Source organism: Caproiciproducens sp. CPB-2, from assembly GCF_036287215.1.
GTDB lineage: Bacteria > Bacillota > Clostridia > Oscillospirales > Acutalibacteraceae > Caproiciproducens.
This window is the reverse complement of sequence record NZ_CP142860.1, coordinates 3,406,495-3,423,586: the sequence shown is the minus strand read 5'-3', so window position 1 is coordinate 3,423,586 and position 17,092 is coordinate 3,406,495. Positions and strand designations below refer to the sequence as shown.

At 50.4% G+C, this 17,092-nt stretch carries 12 protein-coding genes and 2 rRNA genes; 13 read left to right on the top strand and 1 reads right to left on the bottom strand.

Going from position 1 to position 17,092, the window contains the following annotated elements:
• Nucleotides 1-239: 239 nt before the first annotated feature.
• The 6 genes from VXK30_RS17025 (at nucleotide 240) to aroF (ending at nucleotide 7,735) form a co-directional block, all read left to right on the top strand.
• Nucleotides 240-3,071, top strand: a 23S ribosomal RNA gene (locus VXK30_RS17025).
• Between the two features lie 365 nt (nucleotides 3,072-3,436).
• Nucleotides 3,437-3,886: a zinc ribbon domain-containing protein gene (locus VXK30_RS17020; protein ID WP_275714656.1), complete on the top strand. Its 450-nt coding sequence runs from the start codon at nucleotides 3,437-3,439 to the stop codon at nucleotides 3,884-3,886.
• A gap of 40 nt (nucleotides 3,887-3,926) precedes the next feature.
• Nucleotides 3,927-4,646 carry an ABC transporter ATP-binding protein gene (locus VXK30_RS17015; protein ID WP_275714654.1) on the top strand — a complete coding sequence of 240 codons (720 nt, stop codon included), beginning with the start codon at nucleotides 3,927-3,929 and terminating at the stop codon, nucleotides 4,644-4,646.
• Nucleotides 4,643-6,259: a putative ABC exporter domain-containing protein gene (locus VXK30_RS17010; RefSeq protein ID WP_275714652.1), complete on the top strand. Its 1,617-nt coding sequence runs from the start codon at nucleotides 4,643-4,645 to the stop codon at nucleotides 6,257-6,259. The genes VXK30_RS17015 and VXK30_RS17010 overlap by 4 nt, the downstream gene beginning before the upstream one ends.
• Nucleotides 6,260-6,433: 174 nt before the next feature.
• A 5S ribosomal RNA gene (gene rrf / locus VXK30_RS17005) occupies nucleotides 6,434-6,550 on the top strand.
• A 168-nt stretch (nucleotides 6,551-6,718) separates the two neighbouring features.
• Complete coding sequence (aroF, locus tag VXK30_RS17000; protein WP_275714650.1) at nucleotides 6,719-7,735, top strand: 3-deoxy-7-phosphoheptulonate synthase; 1,017 nt, start codon at nucleotides 6,719-6,721, stop codon at nucleotides 7,733-7,735.
• A 253-nt stretch (nucleotides 7,736-7,988) separates the two neighbouring features.
• Here aroF and VXK30_RS16995 read toward each other — a convergent pair whose 3' ends face one another.
• On the bottom strand, nucleotides 7,989-8,537 hold the full coding sequence (locus VXK30_RS16995) for a biotin transporter BioY (RefSeq protein WP_275714649.1): 549 nt from the start codon (nucleotides 8,535-8,537) through the stop codon (nucleotides 7,989-7,991).
• Nucleotides 8,538-8,886: 349 nt separating this feature from the next.
• On the opposite strand from VXK30_RS16995, the gene rplM reads away from it, so the two are divergent.
• From rplM to VXK30_RS16960, 7 genes are all read left to right on the top strand, one after another.
• Nucleotides 8,887-9,315 carry a 50S ribosomal protein L13 gene (gene rplM / locus VXK30_RS16990; protein ID WP_275714647.1) on the top strand — a complete coding sequence of 143 codons (429 nt, stop codon included), beginning with the start codon at nucleotides 8,887-8,889 and terminating at the stop codon, nucleotides 9,313-9,315.
• A 15-nt stretch (nucleotides 9,316-9,330) separates the two neighbouring features.
• On the top strand, nucleotides 9,331-9,732 hold the full coding sequence (gene rpsI / locus VXK30_RS16985; protein WP_275714645.1) for a 30S ribosomal protein S9: 402 nt from the start codon (nucleotides 9,331-9,333) through the stop codon (nucleotides 9,730-9,732).
• A gap of 479 nt (nucleotides 9,733-10,211) precedes the next feature.
• Nucleotides 10,212-12,230 (top strand): RNA polymerase sigma factor, encoded by a 2,019-nt coding sequence (locus tag VXK30_RS16980; protein WP_275714643.1) that lies wholly within the window; start codon nucleotides 10,212-10,214, stop codon nucleotides 12,228-12,230.
• Between the two features lie 146 nt (nucleotides 12,231-12,376).
• Nucleotides 12,377-13,714, top strand: coding sequence for a leucine-rich repeat domain-containing protein (locus VXK30_RS16975; RefSeq protein ID WP_275714641.1), 1,338 nt, complete (start codon nucleotides 12,377-12,379; stop codon nucleotides 13,712-13,714).
• Between the two features lie 107 nt (nucleotides 13,715-13,821).
• Complete coding sequence (locus tag VXK30_RS16970) at nucleotides 13,822-14,370, top strand: hypothetical protein (protein ID WP_275714640.1); 549 nt, start codon at nucleotides 13,822-13,824, stop codon at nucleotides 14,368-14,370.
• Nucleotides 14,371-14,442: 72 nt separating this feature from the next.
• Complete coding sequence (locus tag VXK30_RS16965; RefSeq protein WP_275714639.1) at nucleotides 14,443-15,870, top strand: zinc-ribbon domain-containing protein; 1,428 nt, start codon at nucleotides 14,443-14,445, stop codon at nucleotides 15,868-15,870.
• A gap of 14 nt (nucleotides 15,871-15,884) precedes the next feature.
• Nucleotides 15,885-16,784 (top strand): hypothetical protein, encoded by a 900-nt coding sequence (locus VXK30_RS16960; RefSeq protein WP_275714638.1) that lies wholly within the window; start codon nucleotides 15,885-15,887, stop codon nucleotides 16,782-16,784.
• Nucleotides 16,785-17,092: the final 308 nt, after the last annotated feature.

Genomic DNA, 17,092 nt, shown 5'->3' with positions numbered 1-17,092 from the left:
CGGGACGGTCGGAAGATACTTCCGAAGAACCTGGAAATACATACGGGAGCGTGTGAAGGAACGCGTGCTGTAAGCGAGAGATCGCTGAAGGGTAAAGCGTGACAGAAACACACCGTGTGTGCCGTGTACATTGAAAACTGAATAAAGAAGAAGCAGATATTAAGCGAGAAATAACTTGTTATTTTTAGATTTAAAATCTACAATTTCAAATTTTAAAGAAGAACCAAGAAAAAACACATGGTCAAGCTACAAAGAGCGCAAGGGGAATGCCTTGGCACTGGGAGCCGAAGAAGGACGCGACTAACTGCGAAAAGCTATGGGGAGCCGTAAGTGGGCATTGATCCATAGATATCCGAATGGAGCAATCCAACTGGAGTCATGTCCAGTTATCATACACTGAATTCATAGGTGTATGAGGGGAACCGCCTGAACTGAAACATCTAAGTAGGGCGAGGAAAAGACATCAAATGAGATTCCGCCAGTAGTGGCGAGCGAACGCGGAAGAGGCCAAACCGGGAGTAGCAATACTCCCGGGGTTCGGACAGCAACATGGACGCCGGAATTTAGCAGAATGGCATGGGAAGGCCAACGAAACAGTGTGAGAGTCACGTATGCGAAAAAGGAAAGCGCTTAGCTGTATCCAGAGTACCGCCGGACACGAGAAACCCGGTGGGAATATGGGGGGACCACCCTCCAAGCCTAAATACTACCCAGTGACCGATAGTGAAGAGTACTGTGAAGGAAAGGTGAAAAGGACCCCGGAAGGGGAGTGAAAAAGAACCTGAAACCTTGTGCTTACAAGCACCGAGAGCCCGTCAAAGGGTGATCGGGTACCTTTTGTAGAATGGTCCGGCGAGTGAATGTAACTGGCAAGGTTAAGTCCTTAAGGGATGGAGCCGCAGGGAAACCGAGTCTGAACAGGGCGTAAGAAGTCAGTTGTATTCGACCCGAAACCGGGTGACCTACCCATGTCCAGGTTGAAGTGGGGGTAAAACCCCATGGAGGACCGAACCGACTCCTGTTGAAATAGTAGCGGATGAGGTGTGGGTAGCGGAGAAATTCCAATCGAACCCGGAGATAGCTGGTTCTCTCCGAAATAGCTTTAGGGCTAGCCTCGTATTAGATTACCGGAGGTAAAGCACTGAATGGTCTAGGGGCCGAAAGGCTACTGAAACCTATCAAACTCAGAATGCCGGATAATTGATGTACGGGAGTCAGACAGCGTGAGATAAGTTTCGTTGTCAAAAGGGAAACAGCCCAGACCCACAGCTAAGGTCCCAAAATATGGTTAAGTGGAAAAGGATGTGGGGTTGCACAGACAACCAGGATGTTGGCTTAGAAGCAGCCACTCATTAAAAGAGTGCGTAATAGCTCACTGGTCGAGTGACCCTGCGCCGAAAATTTAACGGGGCTAAATCATATACCGAAGCTTGGGATTCCGCAAGGAATGGTAGGAGAGCGTTGAATAAGGGGTGAAGTCAGAGCGGAAGCGCTGGTGGACTTTATTCAAGTGAGAATGCCGGAATGAGTAGCGAGAAATGTGTGAGAATCATATTGGCCGAAAGTCTAAGGTTTTTGGAGGAAGGTTCGTCCGCTCCAAGTAAGCCGGGAGCTAAGGTGAGGCCGAGAGGCGTAGCCGATGCACATACGGTGGAAATTCCGTAGCCGCCAAAAGATTTAAGTAAGAGGACACCTGCAAAGGGCATAACCCGGGCGATGGTTGACCCGGGCGTAAGGGACCGAAATCAGAGTAGGGAAGTATGCTTAGAGCAGGGCGAGAAAAGTCTTATGGATATCTGAGGCGCCCGTACCGCAAACCGACACAGGTAGATAGGAAGAGAATTCCAAGGCCAACGGGAGAAGGGTAGTTAAGGAACTCGGCAAATTGACCCCGTAACTTAGGGAAAAGGGGTGCCGCAGCAATGTGGCCGCAGAGAATAGGCCCAGGCGACTGTTTAGCAAAAACACAGGTCTCTGCCAAATCGCAAGATGAAGTATAGGGGCTGACACCTGCCCGGTGCTGGAAGGTTAAGAGGAGATGTGCAAGCATTGAATTGAAGCCCCAGTAAACGGCGGCCGTAACTATAACGGTCCTAAGGTAGCGAAATTCCTTGTCGGGTAAGTTCCGACCCGCACGAATGGTGTAACGATCTGGGCACTGTCTCAATTACCCGCCCGGCGAAATTGTAGTACCGGTGAAGATGCCGGTTACCCGCGACAAGACGGAAAGACCCCATGGAGCTTTACTGCAGTTTAATATTGGGTTTCGGTAATTTATGTACAGGATAGGTGGGAGACTGAGAAGCAAGGGCGCCAGCCTTTGCGGAGTCGCTGTTGGGATACCACTCTTAAGTTGCTGAAATTCTAACCTGCGGCCGTGAATCCGGCCGGGGGACATTGTTAGACGGGCAGTTTGACTGGGGCGGTCGCCTCCAAAAGAGTAACGGAGGCGCTCAAAGGTCAGCTCAGCACGGACGGAAACCGTGCTTTTGAGTGTAAACGCGTAAGCTGGCCTAACTGCGAGGGTGACGGCCCGAGCAGTAACGAAAGTTGGAGTTAGTGATCCGGCGGTATGAGAGTGGAATTGCCGTCGCTCAACGGATAAAAGCTACCCTGGGGATAACAGGCTGATCTCCCCCAAGAGTCCACATCGACGGGGAGGTTTGGCACCTCGATGTCGGCTCATCACATCCTGGGGCTGTATTCGGTCCCAAGGGTTCGGCTGTTCGCCGATTAAAGTGGTACGCGAGCTGGGTTCAGAACGTCGTGAGACAGTTCGGTCCCTATCTGTCGTGGGCGCAGGATATTTGAGGAGAGCTGTCCTTAGTACGAGAGGACCGGGATGGACGCACCGCTGGCGCACCAGTTGTCATGCCAATGGCACAGCTGGGCAACTATGTGCGGATCGGATAAACGCTGAAAGCATCTAAGCGTGAAGCCGGCTCCAAGATGAGATATCCCATAGCGTAAGCTAGTAAGGCCCCTTGAAGACTACAAGGTTGATAGGCTGCGTGTGTAAGTACGGTAACGTATTCAGCTTGGCAGTACTAATAGGCCGAGGGCTTGACCATATTTTTCTTGGCAACCCTCTATTTCTCTCTCTGCTTCCCTCCCTTTATTCAGTTTTCAGTGTACAAAAGCGTCTGAAAGGGAACATCAGCGTAAGCGCTTGTTTTCCGGTTTGACCGCCGGAGGCGCGTACCGGCTGCGAAGTCCGGGTTTCAGTGTATAATATAAGACCTATCATTCAGATAGGTCTTTTTTTATATTCAATAATAAAATTATGAGCCTTATTTGCATGGTAATGATTTCCTCGCGGATATCAAAAGGAATATGGGGTTGACTTTTAGTGAATTTTCCCGTACCATTGTATTAATCTTTTAATACAGGTGAGAGGCGAAAGCAGAACGCCTATACGGACGGGGGAACGGGAATCGTGGCGTTTGTTGGTTTTAAAGTCCTTTCTTTGATCATGATTGTCAGCTTATTTGCGCTTGCCGCACGCGTGCTTTTTGCTTTGGCCGCCTACAATGACGCCTGCGCGAAAGCGAATCCGGACGCGCTGATGTGGGGCCTTCTGACTGGATTTTTGGGTCTGATTCCGGGCATTATATATCTTTGTATCCGAAATTCGTCAAGAAATGATATCGTGTGCCCCAACTGCGGTTTCAGACATTATTTTTATGACGCGGTCTGCCCGCGGTGCAAAGCGCCGAACCAATCCCCACAGAGCAGGAATCCGCTGGCGGGAGAGCAGGCCCGCCGCGCAAAGCTTTTCCTTACCATCGCCGTTGCGCTGACGGGCGTGGCCATTCTTGCCGTTATTGTGTGCTTGGTTTTTGTGGTGAGCATCTCTTCCTTCGGAGGGAATGCGTTTTATTATTAACGAACAGATAGAATCGCGAATAGAAGCTTGGAGGACAGCAATGCTTGAAGTTTTAGACTTAACAAAGAAATACAGAAATACATTGGCGAACGACCATCTGAATTTTCGGGTGGATCCGGGCGAAATCGCGGTAATGATCGGCCCCAACGGCGCGGGGAAATCAACGGCGATCAAATGTATCGCGGGGCTGCTGCGCTTTAACGGGAATATCGCCGTCTGCGGATATCCGAATAAAACTGTGGAGGCAAAGCGAAATTTCGGCTATATTCCGGAAATACCGGCGCCGATCGAAACGCTGACTGTCTACGAGCATCTGGAATTCATCGCGCGTGCGTATAAGGTGGAGGACTGGAAGGAGAAAGCCAGGACGCTGCTGGAACGCATGGAGCTGGACGATAAGCGCAAGAAGCTGGGCAAGGAGCTGAGCAAGGGAATGCAGCAGAAGCTCAGCATCTGCTGCGCGCTGCTCCCGGAGCCAAAGGTGGTCCTGATGGACGAGCCCTTGATCGGATTGGACCCCCACGCGATCAAGGAGCTGAAAACCATGCTGACGGAGCTGCGGGAAAAAGGCTGTGCCATTCTGGTCAGCACGCACATGCTGGACAGTGTGCGGGACTTTTGGGATAAGGCCCTGATTATGATGGACGGAAAAATCGCCGCGGTCCGCACCCGCGCGGAAATAGAAAGCACCGGCGAGGATCTGGAACAGCTGTTCTTCTCCATTACGGAAGGCGCGCAGACGGGTGGGGACGCGCGATGAGAGCGATACTGTATTTGATCCGGAAGGAAATCAAAAACGCCGTGATTGACCTGCTGCACCACCCGGCAAGACTGATTCTGTATCTGTTTCTGGCGGTAATTCTGGGGCTCAACTTATTAAATGGAACGGAACGGGAAGTCCGCGCGCCCGGCAGCTACCTGGACATCGGGATCCTGCACGGGGTTTATTTTGCCATCCTCTTTTTGATTACGGTACCCAGCGTGCTGAGCGGGCTGAAAAGCGGGGCTACGTTTTTCAGAATGTCCGATGTGAATTTCCTGTTCGTCTCGCCTGTTTCCCCTAAAAAAATCCTTGCCTACGGCCTTGTCAAGCAGATGGCCTCCAGCATCTTCATGATGATTTTTCTGATGTTTTACGCCGGAATGGCGATTAACCTGTTCGGGATTACGGTCTGGCAGATGGTCGCGCTGGTGGCCGGGATCGCGCTGATGGTGTTCACCATTCAGCTGATTACCCTTTTGGTTTACAGCTACTCGAGCGGCCGCCCGGAGCGCACAGGATGGATTAAAACGGTGCTGTACGCGGAAATCGCGATGATGGCGGCGTTTGCCCTAAGCAATTTTTGGTTCCACGGCGCCAGCCAGCAGTCGCTTTTCGCCGCGCTGGCCTCGCCGTATCTGGAATTCGCGCCGGTTGTCGGATGGATCAAGGGCATGGTGTTCGCCATCATGAACGGGGATACCATGCGCGCCGCCGTATTCGCGGCTTTGAACGCGGCAGCGGTTGCGGGGAGCATCCTTCTGTTCGCCAAAAGCGATTCGGATTATTATGAGGATGTGCTCCAGACCACCGAAAGCACGTTTGAATTGAAGCAGTCGATGAAAAACGGAAAGTCGGCGGGAATCCGCAGCCTGAACACCCAGCCCCGCCGGGTGACGGATACCGGCATCTGGCACGGTTGGGGAGCCAGCGTCTTTTTCTTCAAGCATATCCGTGAAATGAAACGCAAAAACCGTATCCCGTTCCTCCGCACCACCAGCATCGTGCTGCTGGTGATCAATGTGATTCTGGCGCTCGTGCTCAGGGCGATCACCGCCGGAGAGGGGGACGACGGGATGCCCGGCGGCATGATTCTGGCGATCGCGCTGAGCATGAGCAGCTATATCCAGTTCTTCTTCAATGCCGCCGGCGACTGGACGCTGGAGCTGATGAAGCCGTATATTTACCTGGTACCGGAAAAACCGTTCGCAAAGCTGTTCTGGGCCAGCCTGACGACGCTTCTGACGCCGGTTGTGGACGGTGTGATCATTTTTGCCGTGCTCGGCGTCATGCTGCGCACAAACCCGGTTACCGCGATCGTCTGCACACTGCTCTATGCTTCCATGGGCTTTATTTATACCGCGGGGAATGTCCTTTCCCAGCGGATATTCGGCCAGCTGGTGAACAAGGGGCTGCTGATGTTCGCCTACATGCTGATGCTGGTTGTCCTTCTGCTGCCGGGAGCGGGGATCAGCCTTGCGCTTTATCTCCTTGTTGAAAATATCCCGCTGACGCTGCTGGGGCTGCCGGTTTTTATCAGCAATGTGCTGGTATCCATCGGGATTTTCGCCGCCTGCCGCAATATGCTGAGTTCCGCCGAAATGAACAGTTAAGCTTGCAAAAGACTTAAAAATCCGTGTTTTCGGTGTATAAGAACCGAAAAAGCTGTCCAAAATAGGATCGAGTTTACTCCCATGTAACAAAAAATTAAATTATTTTTAAAAAACACTTGCATTTTGTCGGAGACGGTGGTATTATTATCAAGTCGTCGCGAGAACTGAAAAAAAGTTGGTGCTGATGACGGTGAGGGTCCACCCGTTCCCATCCCGAACACGGAAGTTAAGCTCACTGGTGCCGAAGATACTTGGCTGGCAACGGCCCGGGACAATAGGAAGGTGCCAACATGATAAAGCAGTCACCCAATAGGGTGGCTGTTTTTTTATGCTCCGGGGATTCCGGACTTGCAATTTTCTCGGAAAAAAGGTATAATAAATTTAACGGTTTAAAGCATAAAGTTATGAAAGCGTATTGCGGAAAGAATTTCCATAACGCGGAAAAAAGGGTATGAAATCATGATTATTGTAATGAAAAACGGGTCCACGAAACAGGACGTGGATAGAGTCATAGAGGCCTTAAAGGAGCATGGCCTTGGCGCAAACCTTTCCACCGGTTCCCAGGCGACGATCGTCGGCGTCCTTGGCGATAAGGCGAAACTCGGCGGATTTGACTTTGAGCTGATGGACTGCGTTGAAAAATGCGTCCCCATCATGCATTCCTACAAGCTGGCCAGCCGGGAGATGTGCCCGGACGGACGAGTGGTACAGGTTGGGGAAGAGGTCATCGGCAGGAAGAAGCTGGTGATGATGGCCGGTCCCTGCGCGGTGGAAAACGAGGACCAGATCACACAGGCGGCCGTCGGCGTGAAGGCGGCGGGCGCCCGTTTCCTGCGCGGCGGCGCTTACAAGCCCAGAACCTCCCCTTATTCGTTTCAGGGGATGGAGGAGGAGGGCCTGAAGCTGATGCGGAAGGCCGCGGATGCCTGCGGGCTGAAGGTGGTCAGCGAGATTGTGGCGCACGACCAGATCGACACCGCGGGAAAATACTGCGATATGCTGCAGATCGGCGCGCGGAACATGCAGAACTTCCGCCTGCTGCGCGAAGTGGGCCGCTCTAAAATCCCCGTGCTGCTCAAACGCGGCATTTCCTCGACCGTGGAGGAATGGCTGGACGCCGCGGAGTACATTATGAGCGAGGGCAATTACAATGTTGTGCTTTGCGAGCGCGGCATCCGTACCTTTGAAACCGCGACGCGCAATACGCTGGACGTTTCCGCCGTGCCGGTGGTCAAGGAGCGCAGCAGCCTGCCGATTATTATCGACCCGTCCCACGCGGCGGGAAAATCAAAGTATATTACGTCCCTGTCGCTCGCGGGAATCGCCGCGGGCGCCGACGGGCTGATTATCGAGGTGCATCCCAACCCCAAGGCCGCGATGAGCGACGCCGCGCAGCAGCTCACCCCGGAGGCTTACGCCGCCCTGTTTCAAAAGGTGGGCGCGCTCGCGCAGGTCATAGGAAGGGAAATGCAATAGCGATTCCGGCGGCTGAATTTTCAACCGCTTTTTTTATGATAAGTTAATCTTTATGCTTTGGATAAATCCGCAGTGAAAAAAAGCCCTATCCGAAGAAAAGGGCTTTATAACGGGTCTTATTTTGCTCTCGGGCCGGGAGGGTCCGCGCCGGAAGGAGTTCCTTCGGACGCGTATCGCCGCAATTCAACAGATAACTGTCTGGGAGCGTCGCCGTAGGCGCGTGCTGACCGCATGGCCCAAAAGGGGACAACTGTTATACAGCTTGTATTAGGTTTGCTTTTGTTAACGCTTTGTTGATCGCCGGGGCGAGTAAAACAGCGGCGGCGACCTTGACCAGATCGAAAAGCACGAACGGGAAAACCGTGGCGGAAAGGGATTTGAGCCAGCTGACGTGCCCTGCAAACACGTAGAACAGGGAGCCGCACAGATAGCACACGGCAAGGGCGGCAAGCATGGCCGGGACGCAGGAGGCAAGCGCCTTTTTCTTCAGGAGCTCCAGAATCCACGCGGTCAGAAAGGCCATCAGCGGATAGGCGATGAGGAATCCGCCCGTTGGCCCGAAAAGCACGCCCGGGCCGCCTTTGAACCCGGCAAATACCGGCAGGCCGACGGCGCCGATCAGAAGGTAGACCAGCTGGGAGTATACGGCGTACCGCTTCGGCAGAATCGCGCCGGAAAGATAGACCGGCAGAAGGGAAAGCGACAGCGGAACCGGGGTGAAGGACAGCGGAAGGATCAGCTGCGCGAACAGAATGGTAAGCGCGGTAAACAATGCGGTCAAAGTCAGTTGTTTTGTTTTCATAAGCATCTCCCGTATCAATTCATTTGTTTTCAGTATAGGCAGAATTTGTTGTATTGTCAACCTGAAATTTAATTATATGGTTGACAATATAGGCAAAAGAGCACCTGAAAAATGAAATGACGGGGGAGTGACAACGAGAAACAGGCCAAAAACAGGTGAAAACAGGAGGAAACCATCAACTAAATTAAAATAATCGTATTTTGCTCTTGACACGACGGCTTTCCTGTGGTAGTATCATACATGCAATTCCTTTGCGCCGTTTTTCGGCGCGCTTTTTTAAGAAAGGCAGCCCTGCCAAAAGGGCGGGGTTTTGTGATATTTTCAGATAAAAATTCAGGAGGTATAAGCTATGTCCACCTATATGCCGAAGGCCGGCGAAGTTGAGCGCAAGTGGTATGTGCTCGACGCAGCAGGCAAACCGCTGGGCCGCGTCGCCAAACAGGCCGCCGTTCTGCTCCGCGGAAAACACAAAGTAACCTTTGCTCCGCACGTTGACTGCGGCGACCATGTGATCATCATCAACTGCAAAGACGCCGTGCTGACCGGAAAGAAACCGGAAAAGAAATATTATTATCACCACACCGGTTATATCGGACATTTAAAGGCTGTCAGATACGACACCCTTATGAGTGAAAAGCCCTGCAAAGCAATGGAGCTTGCCGTAAAAGGCATGATCCCCAGCACCACGATCGGCCGTGCCGCCATGACCAGACTTCGTCTGTTTGAAGGCGCGGAACACATTCACGCTGCTCAGAAGCCGCAGGCTTGGGAACTGTAAGGGAGGAGGATTAATATGTACGAGAAAGCACCATATTTCTATGGAACCGGCAGAAGAAAAAGCTCCGTTGCCCGCGTAAGGGTTTACCAGGGCACCGGTAAAGTGACCATCAACGACAGGAACATCGACGATTATTTCGGACTTGAGACCCTCAAGCTGATTGTCCGTCAGCCGTTGGTTCTTACCAATACAAATGAGAAATTCGACGTTGTTTGCCGCGTAGCCGGCGGCGGCGTAACCGGCCAGGCCGGCGCAATCCGCCACGGCATTGCCAGAGCGCTGCTCCAGTATGATTCCGAGAATCTGCGTCCTGTTCTGAAGAAGGCCGGGTTCCTGACCCGCGACCCGAGAATGAAGGAGCGCAAGAAGTACGGCCTCAAAGCAGCCCGCCGCGCACCCCAGTTCTCAAAGAGATAATTTCAGCATTCAAAAGCCCTTGCAAACATTGTGTTTGCAAGGGCTTATTTTTGTTTTTGCCGCAAATTTGACACAGGTCGAATTTCTCAGATAAAGGTAAAATATGCCAAAAAACACCAGGAAATTAAATTTCCCGGCACGAAAAATCGTAAGAGAGGAAAAATCTAATTTTTTGATGAAAACCGAAACGATTTTAAAGAGAAAAAGTTCATATTTAAACTAAGTTATGTTGAAAATTGGAAAAATGAGGAATATAATACAATTTATGAATAAATTATAAACAGTTTAAAGCCAAACAGGAAATTCGGTTTTTTTGGATAATGGCTGATGGGAAAAGCAAACGGGATCTTTTTTTAAGTAAAAGGCTGAAAAAATAAAGTCATGAAAATAAAACCGGTGGCCTTTCATAATTGTCTTTGTATATGGAAAGAGGGAAAACTTAGCGAATAATCAAAAGTAAACATTGAGGAGCGTTAGTGATGGACGTTGAAATCGTGCAAAGAGCGAAGACCGGTAATTCCCATGCGTTGGAGGAAATCTACAACGACACTCGGCAAATGGTGTATTTCACGGCGCTGGGAATCGTGCGGAATGAAGACGATGCGGAAGATGTGGTACAGGATACCTACATAAAAGTGTTCCAGAATATCGCACGCCTGCAGGACGAAAAAGCATTTATCAATTGGCTGAAAATGATTGTGGTGAATGTCAGCAAGAACAACCTGAAAAAGCGTAAGCCCATGCTTTTTCAGAACAATGAAGAGGAAGATGCCGTACTTGGGTCGATTGAGGAAGTCGGCGAAAATTTTCTCCCGCAGGAATATGTGGATCAGGCGGAAAAACGCGAAATTATCAAGAGCATGATAGAAAATCTTCCTGATGCTCAGCGGACAGCCGTAATGCTGTACTATTTTGACGAATTGCCTCTTTCCGAGGTGTCAAAAATTATGGAAACAACGGAAGGAACAACGAAAAGCAGGCTGAACTATGCCCGAAAGCAGATTCGGGCGAAAGTGGATGAGCAGGAGCGGCAGGGCAATAAGCTGTATGCCGGGGTCCCGATGCTCACTCGAATTTTGCATATGGTCTCTCGGAACTACGATTTGCCGGCCGAAACGGCGAAATACATTCTTGCCAATTCTTTACAGGAGGCAAACATCGCCGCAGGGACGGCAGCTTCGTCTGCCGCTGCGGGGTCGGAGGCGGCGGGTCAGGCGGCGATTGCCGACCAGGCTTCTGCGGCGTTGGAAAGTTCCGCGACCGGAACGGCGACAAAAGCATCTGTGGCAAAGGGCATCCTTGCCAAAATTGCGGGCATGTCTGCCCGGACAAAGCTGATTGCCCTGATTGCAGCGGGGGTCGTCGTTGTCGGTTCAGGCACGGGGGCCGCCCTCGCGGTAAAGCATCATAACGACGCTGTGCAGGCGGCAATCGTTTTGCAGCAGAAACAGAAAGCGGAAAGCGAAGCAAAAGCGAAGGCCGCGTCCGAGGCCGCGGCGAAAAAGAAGGCGGAGGAAGAAGCGGCGGCTTCCAGTCAGCAGGAAGGGCAGCAGAATTCGGAGCTAATGGCTCAATTATGCACTGAAGGCTGGGCTTATCAAGGAAACGGCTTCGCAGTACAGGAAGGTGCTTACTTCTATCCGGATGGAACATGTAAATTTGTTTGTGATAAAAAGGTGATAGAAGACGGCCTGACAATAGGGGAAGCGCCTTGGCAGCGCGAAGAGTACGACGGAACCTTTCAGACGATCGGGGGCAATGATATTTCAGTCAGTCTGAAGTATTCTAAAGAACAGGTGGCTGATTCTTCAAAAGATTGCTCAGGAATTTACACGGTGGGATGGAACTGGAACGACCCAACTATGGAAGAAATGGTTAAAACCGAAGAAGGGCCTAATGTTTCCCCCATGACGCTTACTTTAAAATCATTAATATCCGGGGATATGCCATTTGAAGCGAAGAAGGTCGGTGAAGTGTATGATTTTTATATAGTCAGTCAATCCGATTCAACGACTTCCTCTGAAAATACATCCAGCACCGCGCCTTCATCAAGCTCGCAGACGACAAGTTCGGGCACAGAGAAAATGTCCACCGGATACGCAATTGATTATTTGGGGCTAACGCTGCAACAGCTGTCGGACAGACTCGGTAAGGATTATTACAGCCCCGGAAATTATAGCGGGGGTGCGGTAATAGCATATCATGACAACAGAACACCGTTTCAATTTATCTTTCCTGTGATACCGCCAGAGGCATCTACAAAAATCACTGTAGTTGTTGTAAAAAAAGATGATCCGATAGATTCCCAATTAAAAGGCGGCATGACATACCAGCAGCTAAAATCAGTATTTGGCAGCTCGGTGGGTACGCCGGAAGAGAATGTAGTAGTAGGTGGCTGGGGTATTGCTGTCGAGAAGGAAAAATACTTTGTGAATTATTATTGGTCTGATCAGGCAGGGACAGATCCAACTTCTACGTTTGTTGACTTGAAACAATAATTATAGTCACAAAAGACCATAATCCTTTTTTTATCAAAGCCATAAGGGAAAAATTTAAAAATATCGTTCCAATTAAAACCAATCCCTTCTTTCAATTGTCCTGTTACTTAGAAAAGCAAAAATATTTTAAAAAAGGGGATATTGAAGTGAAAAAATTTCTCAGTATGGCTTTGGCGCTGGTGCTGCTTTTGGGATTGGCTGCACCGCTGAAGGCCTTTGCAGCGAATGCGCAGAGCAGTGGATTCGAAATAGCGAACGGTATTCTTTATCATTATACCGGCAACGAGAAAGATGTCGTTACCCCGTCAGGTGTCAAAATAATCACCAATCCAGCGGAGAGCGCGGATGGCGCCTTTGAAGTCAATAAGAATCTTGTAACTGCGGTGGTTTCGGAAGGGGTGCAGACGATCGGTTCTGCCAGTTTTGCAGGCTGCGAGAACCTGAGAAGGGTTACGCTTCCCGCGAGCCTGAGAATTATCGGCCCAAGCGCTTTATCTTCCTGTCCTTCCCTTGCTTATGTCCATATTCCGAACGGTGTGACCTCCATTGAGGAGGGTGCCTTTTCCGGGGATACGAACCTGACCGCCATTGTGATTCCCGAAAGCGTTACCAGCTTCGGTAAAAATGTGTTTTACCTGAGTACGAGCGGAGACCATTATGCCCAGCTGTATTCGCTTACGATCTACGGTGTGTCGGGCTCGGCGGCGGAGAAGTACGCAAAGCAGTATGGCCTGAAGTTTATCCCGATTACACGGGAGAAGGCCAACCGCCCGGCTTCCTATACGCGCAGCGGCGATTTTATCATGGACGGAACCGTTCTGGCGGAATACGTCGGAAATGGAGGGCAGGTCACCATCCCTTCGGGCGTGACGGAAATCGGGGATTCCGCGTTCAGTCAGGACTTGACGGGCTGGAAGCTTCACGGGGACACGCCCGACCCCGCTCTTTCGCAGGCTGTGCAGGACGCACATAAAATTACTTCTATTATCATTCCGAATACGGTTACAAGGGTCGGCGGCCACGCGTTTTTCTCCTGCTACGGCCTTACGGAACTTACGGTTCCGGACAGCGTGCAGGATATCGGTTATGAGGCGTTTGGAAGATGCGGAACCAACGTGTACGTTATCACCAGTGTGGAAGACAACGGCATGCTTGGCAGGGAGGAGCGCTATTATCCGAAGTTCTCAAAGAACACCAGTACCATAACGCTTCCTAAAAAAGCGCAGTACTTCGGTGATGATGAATTTATCGATTGCTGGGGCCTGCAGGGTGTCGTGATTCCGGAAGGCGTCGCGGAAATTAGTGAGTGCATGTTCTATGGCTGTGAAAATATGGAGACGATCACTTTTCCGTCCACAATCAAGAAAATTCCGGATAATCTATGCAACGGCATGTATTCTCTCAAAACAATTCGCGGGTACGCGGGTACGGTCGCCGAAGCCTTTGCCAAAAAAGCCAGACTGAGCTTTGAGAAAATCGGCTGAGATCAGAATTCAAAGCGTGCTTTTTCAATCTATCATGAAGGTGTTTAAGCACCTTATGTTTATATAAAGGAATAAGAGATCAGGGAAATGTTTAGGAGGAAATTAAAATGCAAACGGGATTAATTATTGCGGTGATTATTGGAATCGTGGCTTTGCTTTTTGGGTATAAAGCTCTGATCAGATATACTCAAAAAGTGTATGCGGAGACGGGCTATAACCCGTTCAGCGGCGGCAACCTTGCTTTAATGTTCGGAATTTTGGCCTTGCCTATCGCAGTCGGCTTATTGCTGGTACACGGTTCGACCCCGCAGGCCTCAGAAATTATTCCGATGGTCCTTGCAATGCTTTTGCCAATCGTTGTTCTGGCGATCCGCAACCGCAGCTTGAACAATGCGGGGAGAATTGTTTTCTTCACGATCTTACAAATCATCGGCGGGTTGCTGATTGTCGTGTTCTTGATTTTCAAAGTTGTATTTAAAGCATCTTTTTCTATGGCAGGCGTCGAATTGGGGGACAGAACGGTTCAGGCGGCAAACGTCAGGCGGGAAGTCGATCAAAAGAATGTCCAGCCTGACTTTCAAAGGCGGCAGGCCGACCACATCGCGCAGGAACAAGGGTTTCGGGATTACGATGATGCGAAACAGTCGATGAAATAAACGGCCGGTTGATTTACGCAGCGTTGTTTGCACTTGGCTTTCACATATTTTATATATTAAGGAGCGTTCAACATGTTTTGCCCACAATGCGGAACGAAAAATGACGATGACGCAGTATTCTGCTCGAACTGCGGCGCGGATGTCTCGCAGGCTTTTTCAGAGGCCCAAGCCTCTCAGCCGCAGCAAAGCGACGCCGGATTTTCGCCGCCTGTACAGGATTCCCATACGGCGGCTCCCACCTATGTTTATCAGTCCGGTACAGCTGCCGTAAAGCCGGGAACACCGATGAAAACATCTACTAAAATTACTATGGCAATTATCGTGGTGCTTATTGTCGCGTGCGCGGCTCTTTACAATGTTGCCAAGCAGATGAACAGTCCCGAAAAATGCGCTCAGACTTATTTTGGGGCCATCCAGGCCAAGGACTGGGCGAAGGCCTATCCTTTCCTGGATGTTACGGAAAGTGATTTCATTAATGAGGCCAATTTTGCGAAAATGATGGAGAAATCCGTGGGGGCGCAGAAAATTGTCAATTACAGCATCCTTGATGAAAAAACACTGAAGAGCGGTACGTCGAACGGAACAGACGATCAAATGAAGGATCCGTTATTGGCTGGCGGTCTGACAAAGGTCATCACGGTTCAGTATACCGTGCAGGGGGAAACGGAACCGCAGACCGTGCCGGTGATCCTGGTTAAGCAACCCCAAAAGAACTTCTTTTTGTTTGATACATGGAAAGTCTCTCCGGGAGGGTATATCACACCTGAAGCAGACATCACGGTGCCCTATGGGACGACTGCATATCTGGATGGCGTAAAGATTCCTGATTCCGCCAAGGCGGAGGATGTTTCCTCCGGGGACTCTTCTTCGGATTCTTCAGGCAGCCCGAATGATCAAAACAATCAGCCCGTAAGTTACCAGATTAAAAATATTTTTGCCGGAACCCATGTGCTTAAGGTCACTTCGCCATATACCGATGACTATACAGAAAATGTTACCGCTGACGGCGATAGACTGAATGCCCAGGTAGGTGGCTTGCAAGTGAAAAAGTCAATTCTGGACCAGGTGTCTCAGCAGGCGCAGCAGACCATTCAGGATATCTATGCGTCTGCCGTCGCCGGAAAGGGCTTTGACAGCATCAAAAATTCTTTCATTTCCGACAGTAACGTACAAAGTTATTTGTCAGAAAACTATGATCGCCTTCTTGATCAAATAGCAGCGGGCGACCACAGCGACAATGGATTCAAGAGCATCTCGGTCTCTGATTTCAACACTCAAGTTCTGGATTCCGGGGAAAATTCGGGCCTGTTTATCAAACTCACGACCGATTTCAATTACGCTTATACGGCGGTGTCGCCGAACTATATGGATTCCACGATGCCTCCTCAACAGCAGTCCTATACGGATAAGGGTGAGATTTCCTTTACGTACACGCTGATTGACGGCAAATGGCTCATCGAAGATGCGACCGGCCTTGCTCTGTACAGAAATTATTATTGAGGGGGAAATTTAATATGGCAAAGTTTTGTGTTTATTGCGGCAGATCCTTGGAAGAAGGAGAAGAGTGCCACTGCCGGGATATTTCTTCGCGGGCGGTACCTTCCAAAACGGAAGAAAAAGTTGCGCAGGCCGTTGTTTCGGCCAGCAAGGCGGGAGGATACCTCCAGGGGCTTTGGAGCTTGATCAAACGGTCTTTCCGAGCGCCTTCACAGATGATGAGATCATTTGCCGCTTCTGCGGACTCAAACGCGGCATTGGGTTTAATCGGGATACAGGCAATCGTGTTTGGCCTGTTTATGGATGCTTTTTGCAGCCAGATCACCGCCGCCCTTGCAGACGCGCTCCAAAGGATCTCCTTCGCCGTCGGTTCCATCTTTGGCCGGTCGAGCGGGAACTCCTTCGGAAATTCTGACGATATTGCAAATCTGGTCAATTTTCCGATGGGCAAAATCTTTTTCCTGTCCCTGATTCTGGCGGTTGCCGCAGCCTTGCTGTTCGCAGGGATTCTGCTGGTGTTCAGCAAAATTTTCAAGGGTCAGGCTACATACAGGCACATGCTCTGCGTTTCAGGCGCCAACAGTCTGGCAGCTGCCCCGCTGCTGCTGCTCGGCATTGTGGGACTCTGGATTAACTTCAAGCTGGGTATTGGGCTCGCTTGCCTGAGCTTGCTCCTGCAGCCGTACTTTACTTTTGAGGCTCTGAATGGCACTGCGGCCGTCGAGGAAGATAAATCGGTTTATGTCTGTTTCCTGTCTTTCGCGGTGTTGACGTTGGTCATGCTGTTTGTCGTGAAGCAGGTTTATCCGCAGTATCTGCCGACGGGGTTGACGTCGCTGCTAAATGAGGCAAAATCATATACGAATAATGCTTCCAGCCTTTTGAACGGCCTTGTCGGGGGATCCTATAGCAACTGATTACCGGAATTTGTGTTGAAACCCACATTAGGAATCAAAAGTTCACATGAGTTCAGCCCTTTTCGGTTTGTCCTGTCGGCGGAAAAGCAGACGCTGTTCAACTTATAAAAAAGAGCATCCTAAATCCAAATTTTATATAAGTATGAAAGCGATCCCGCCACAGCAGGTGTCTTGCCACAGGACGTTAATATCGATATATCCGGCGTCAAGTTGCTTAATGTCGAAATGGATCTGAATGGAAATATCGATGGTACATATCCGACGGCAGGATTCTATAATGTTCAGCTCAGAAAATGATATTTATGGCG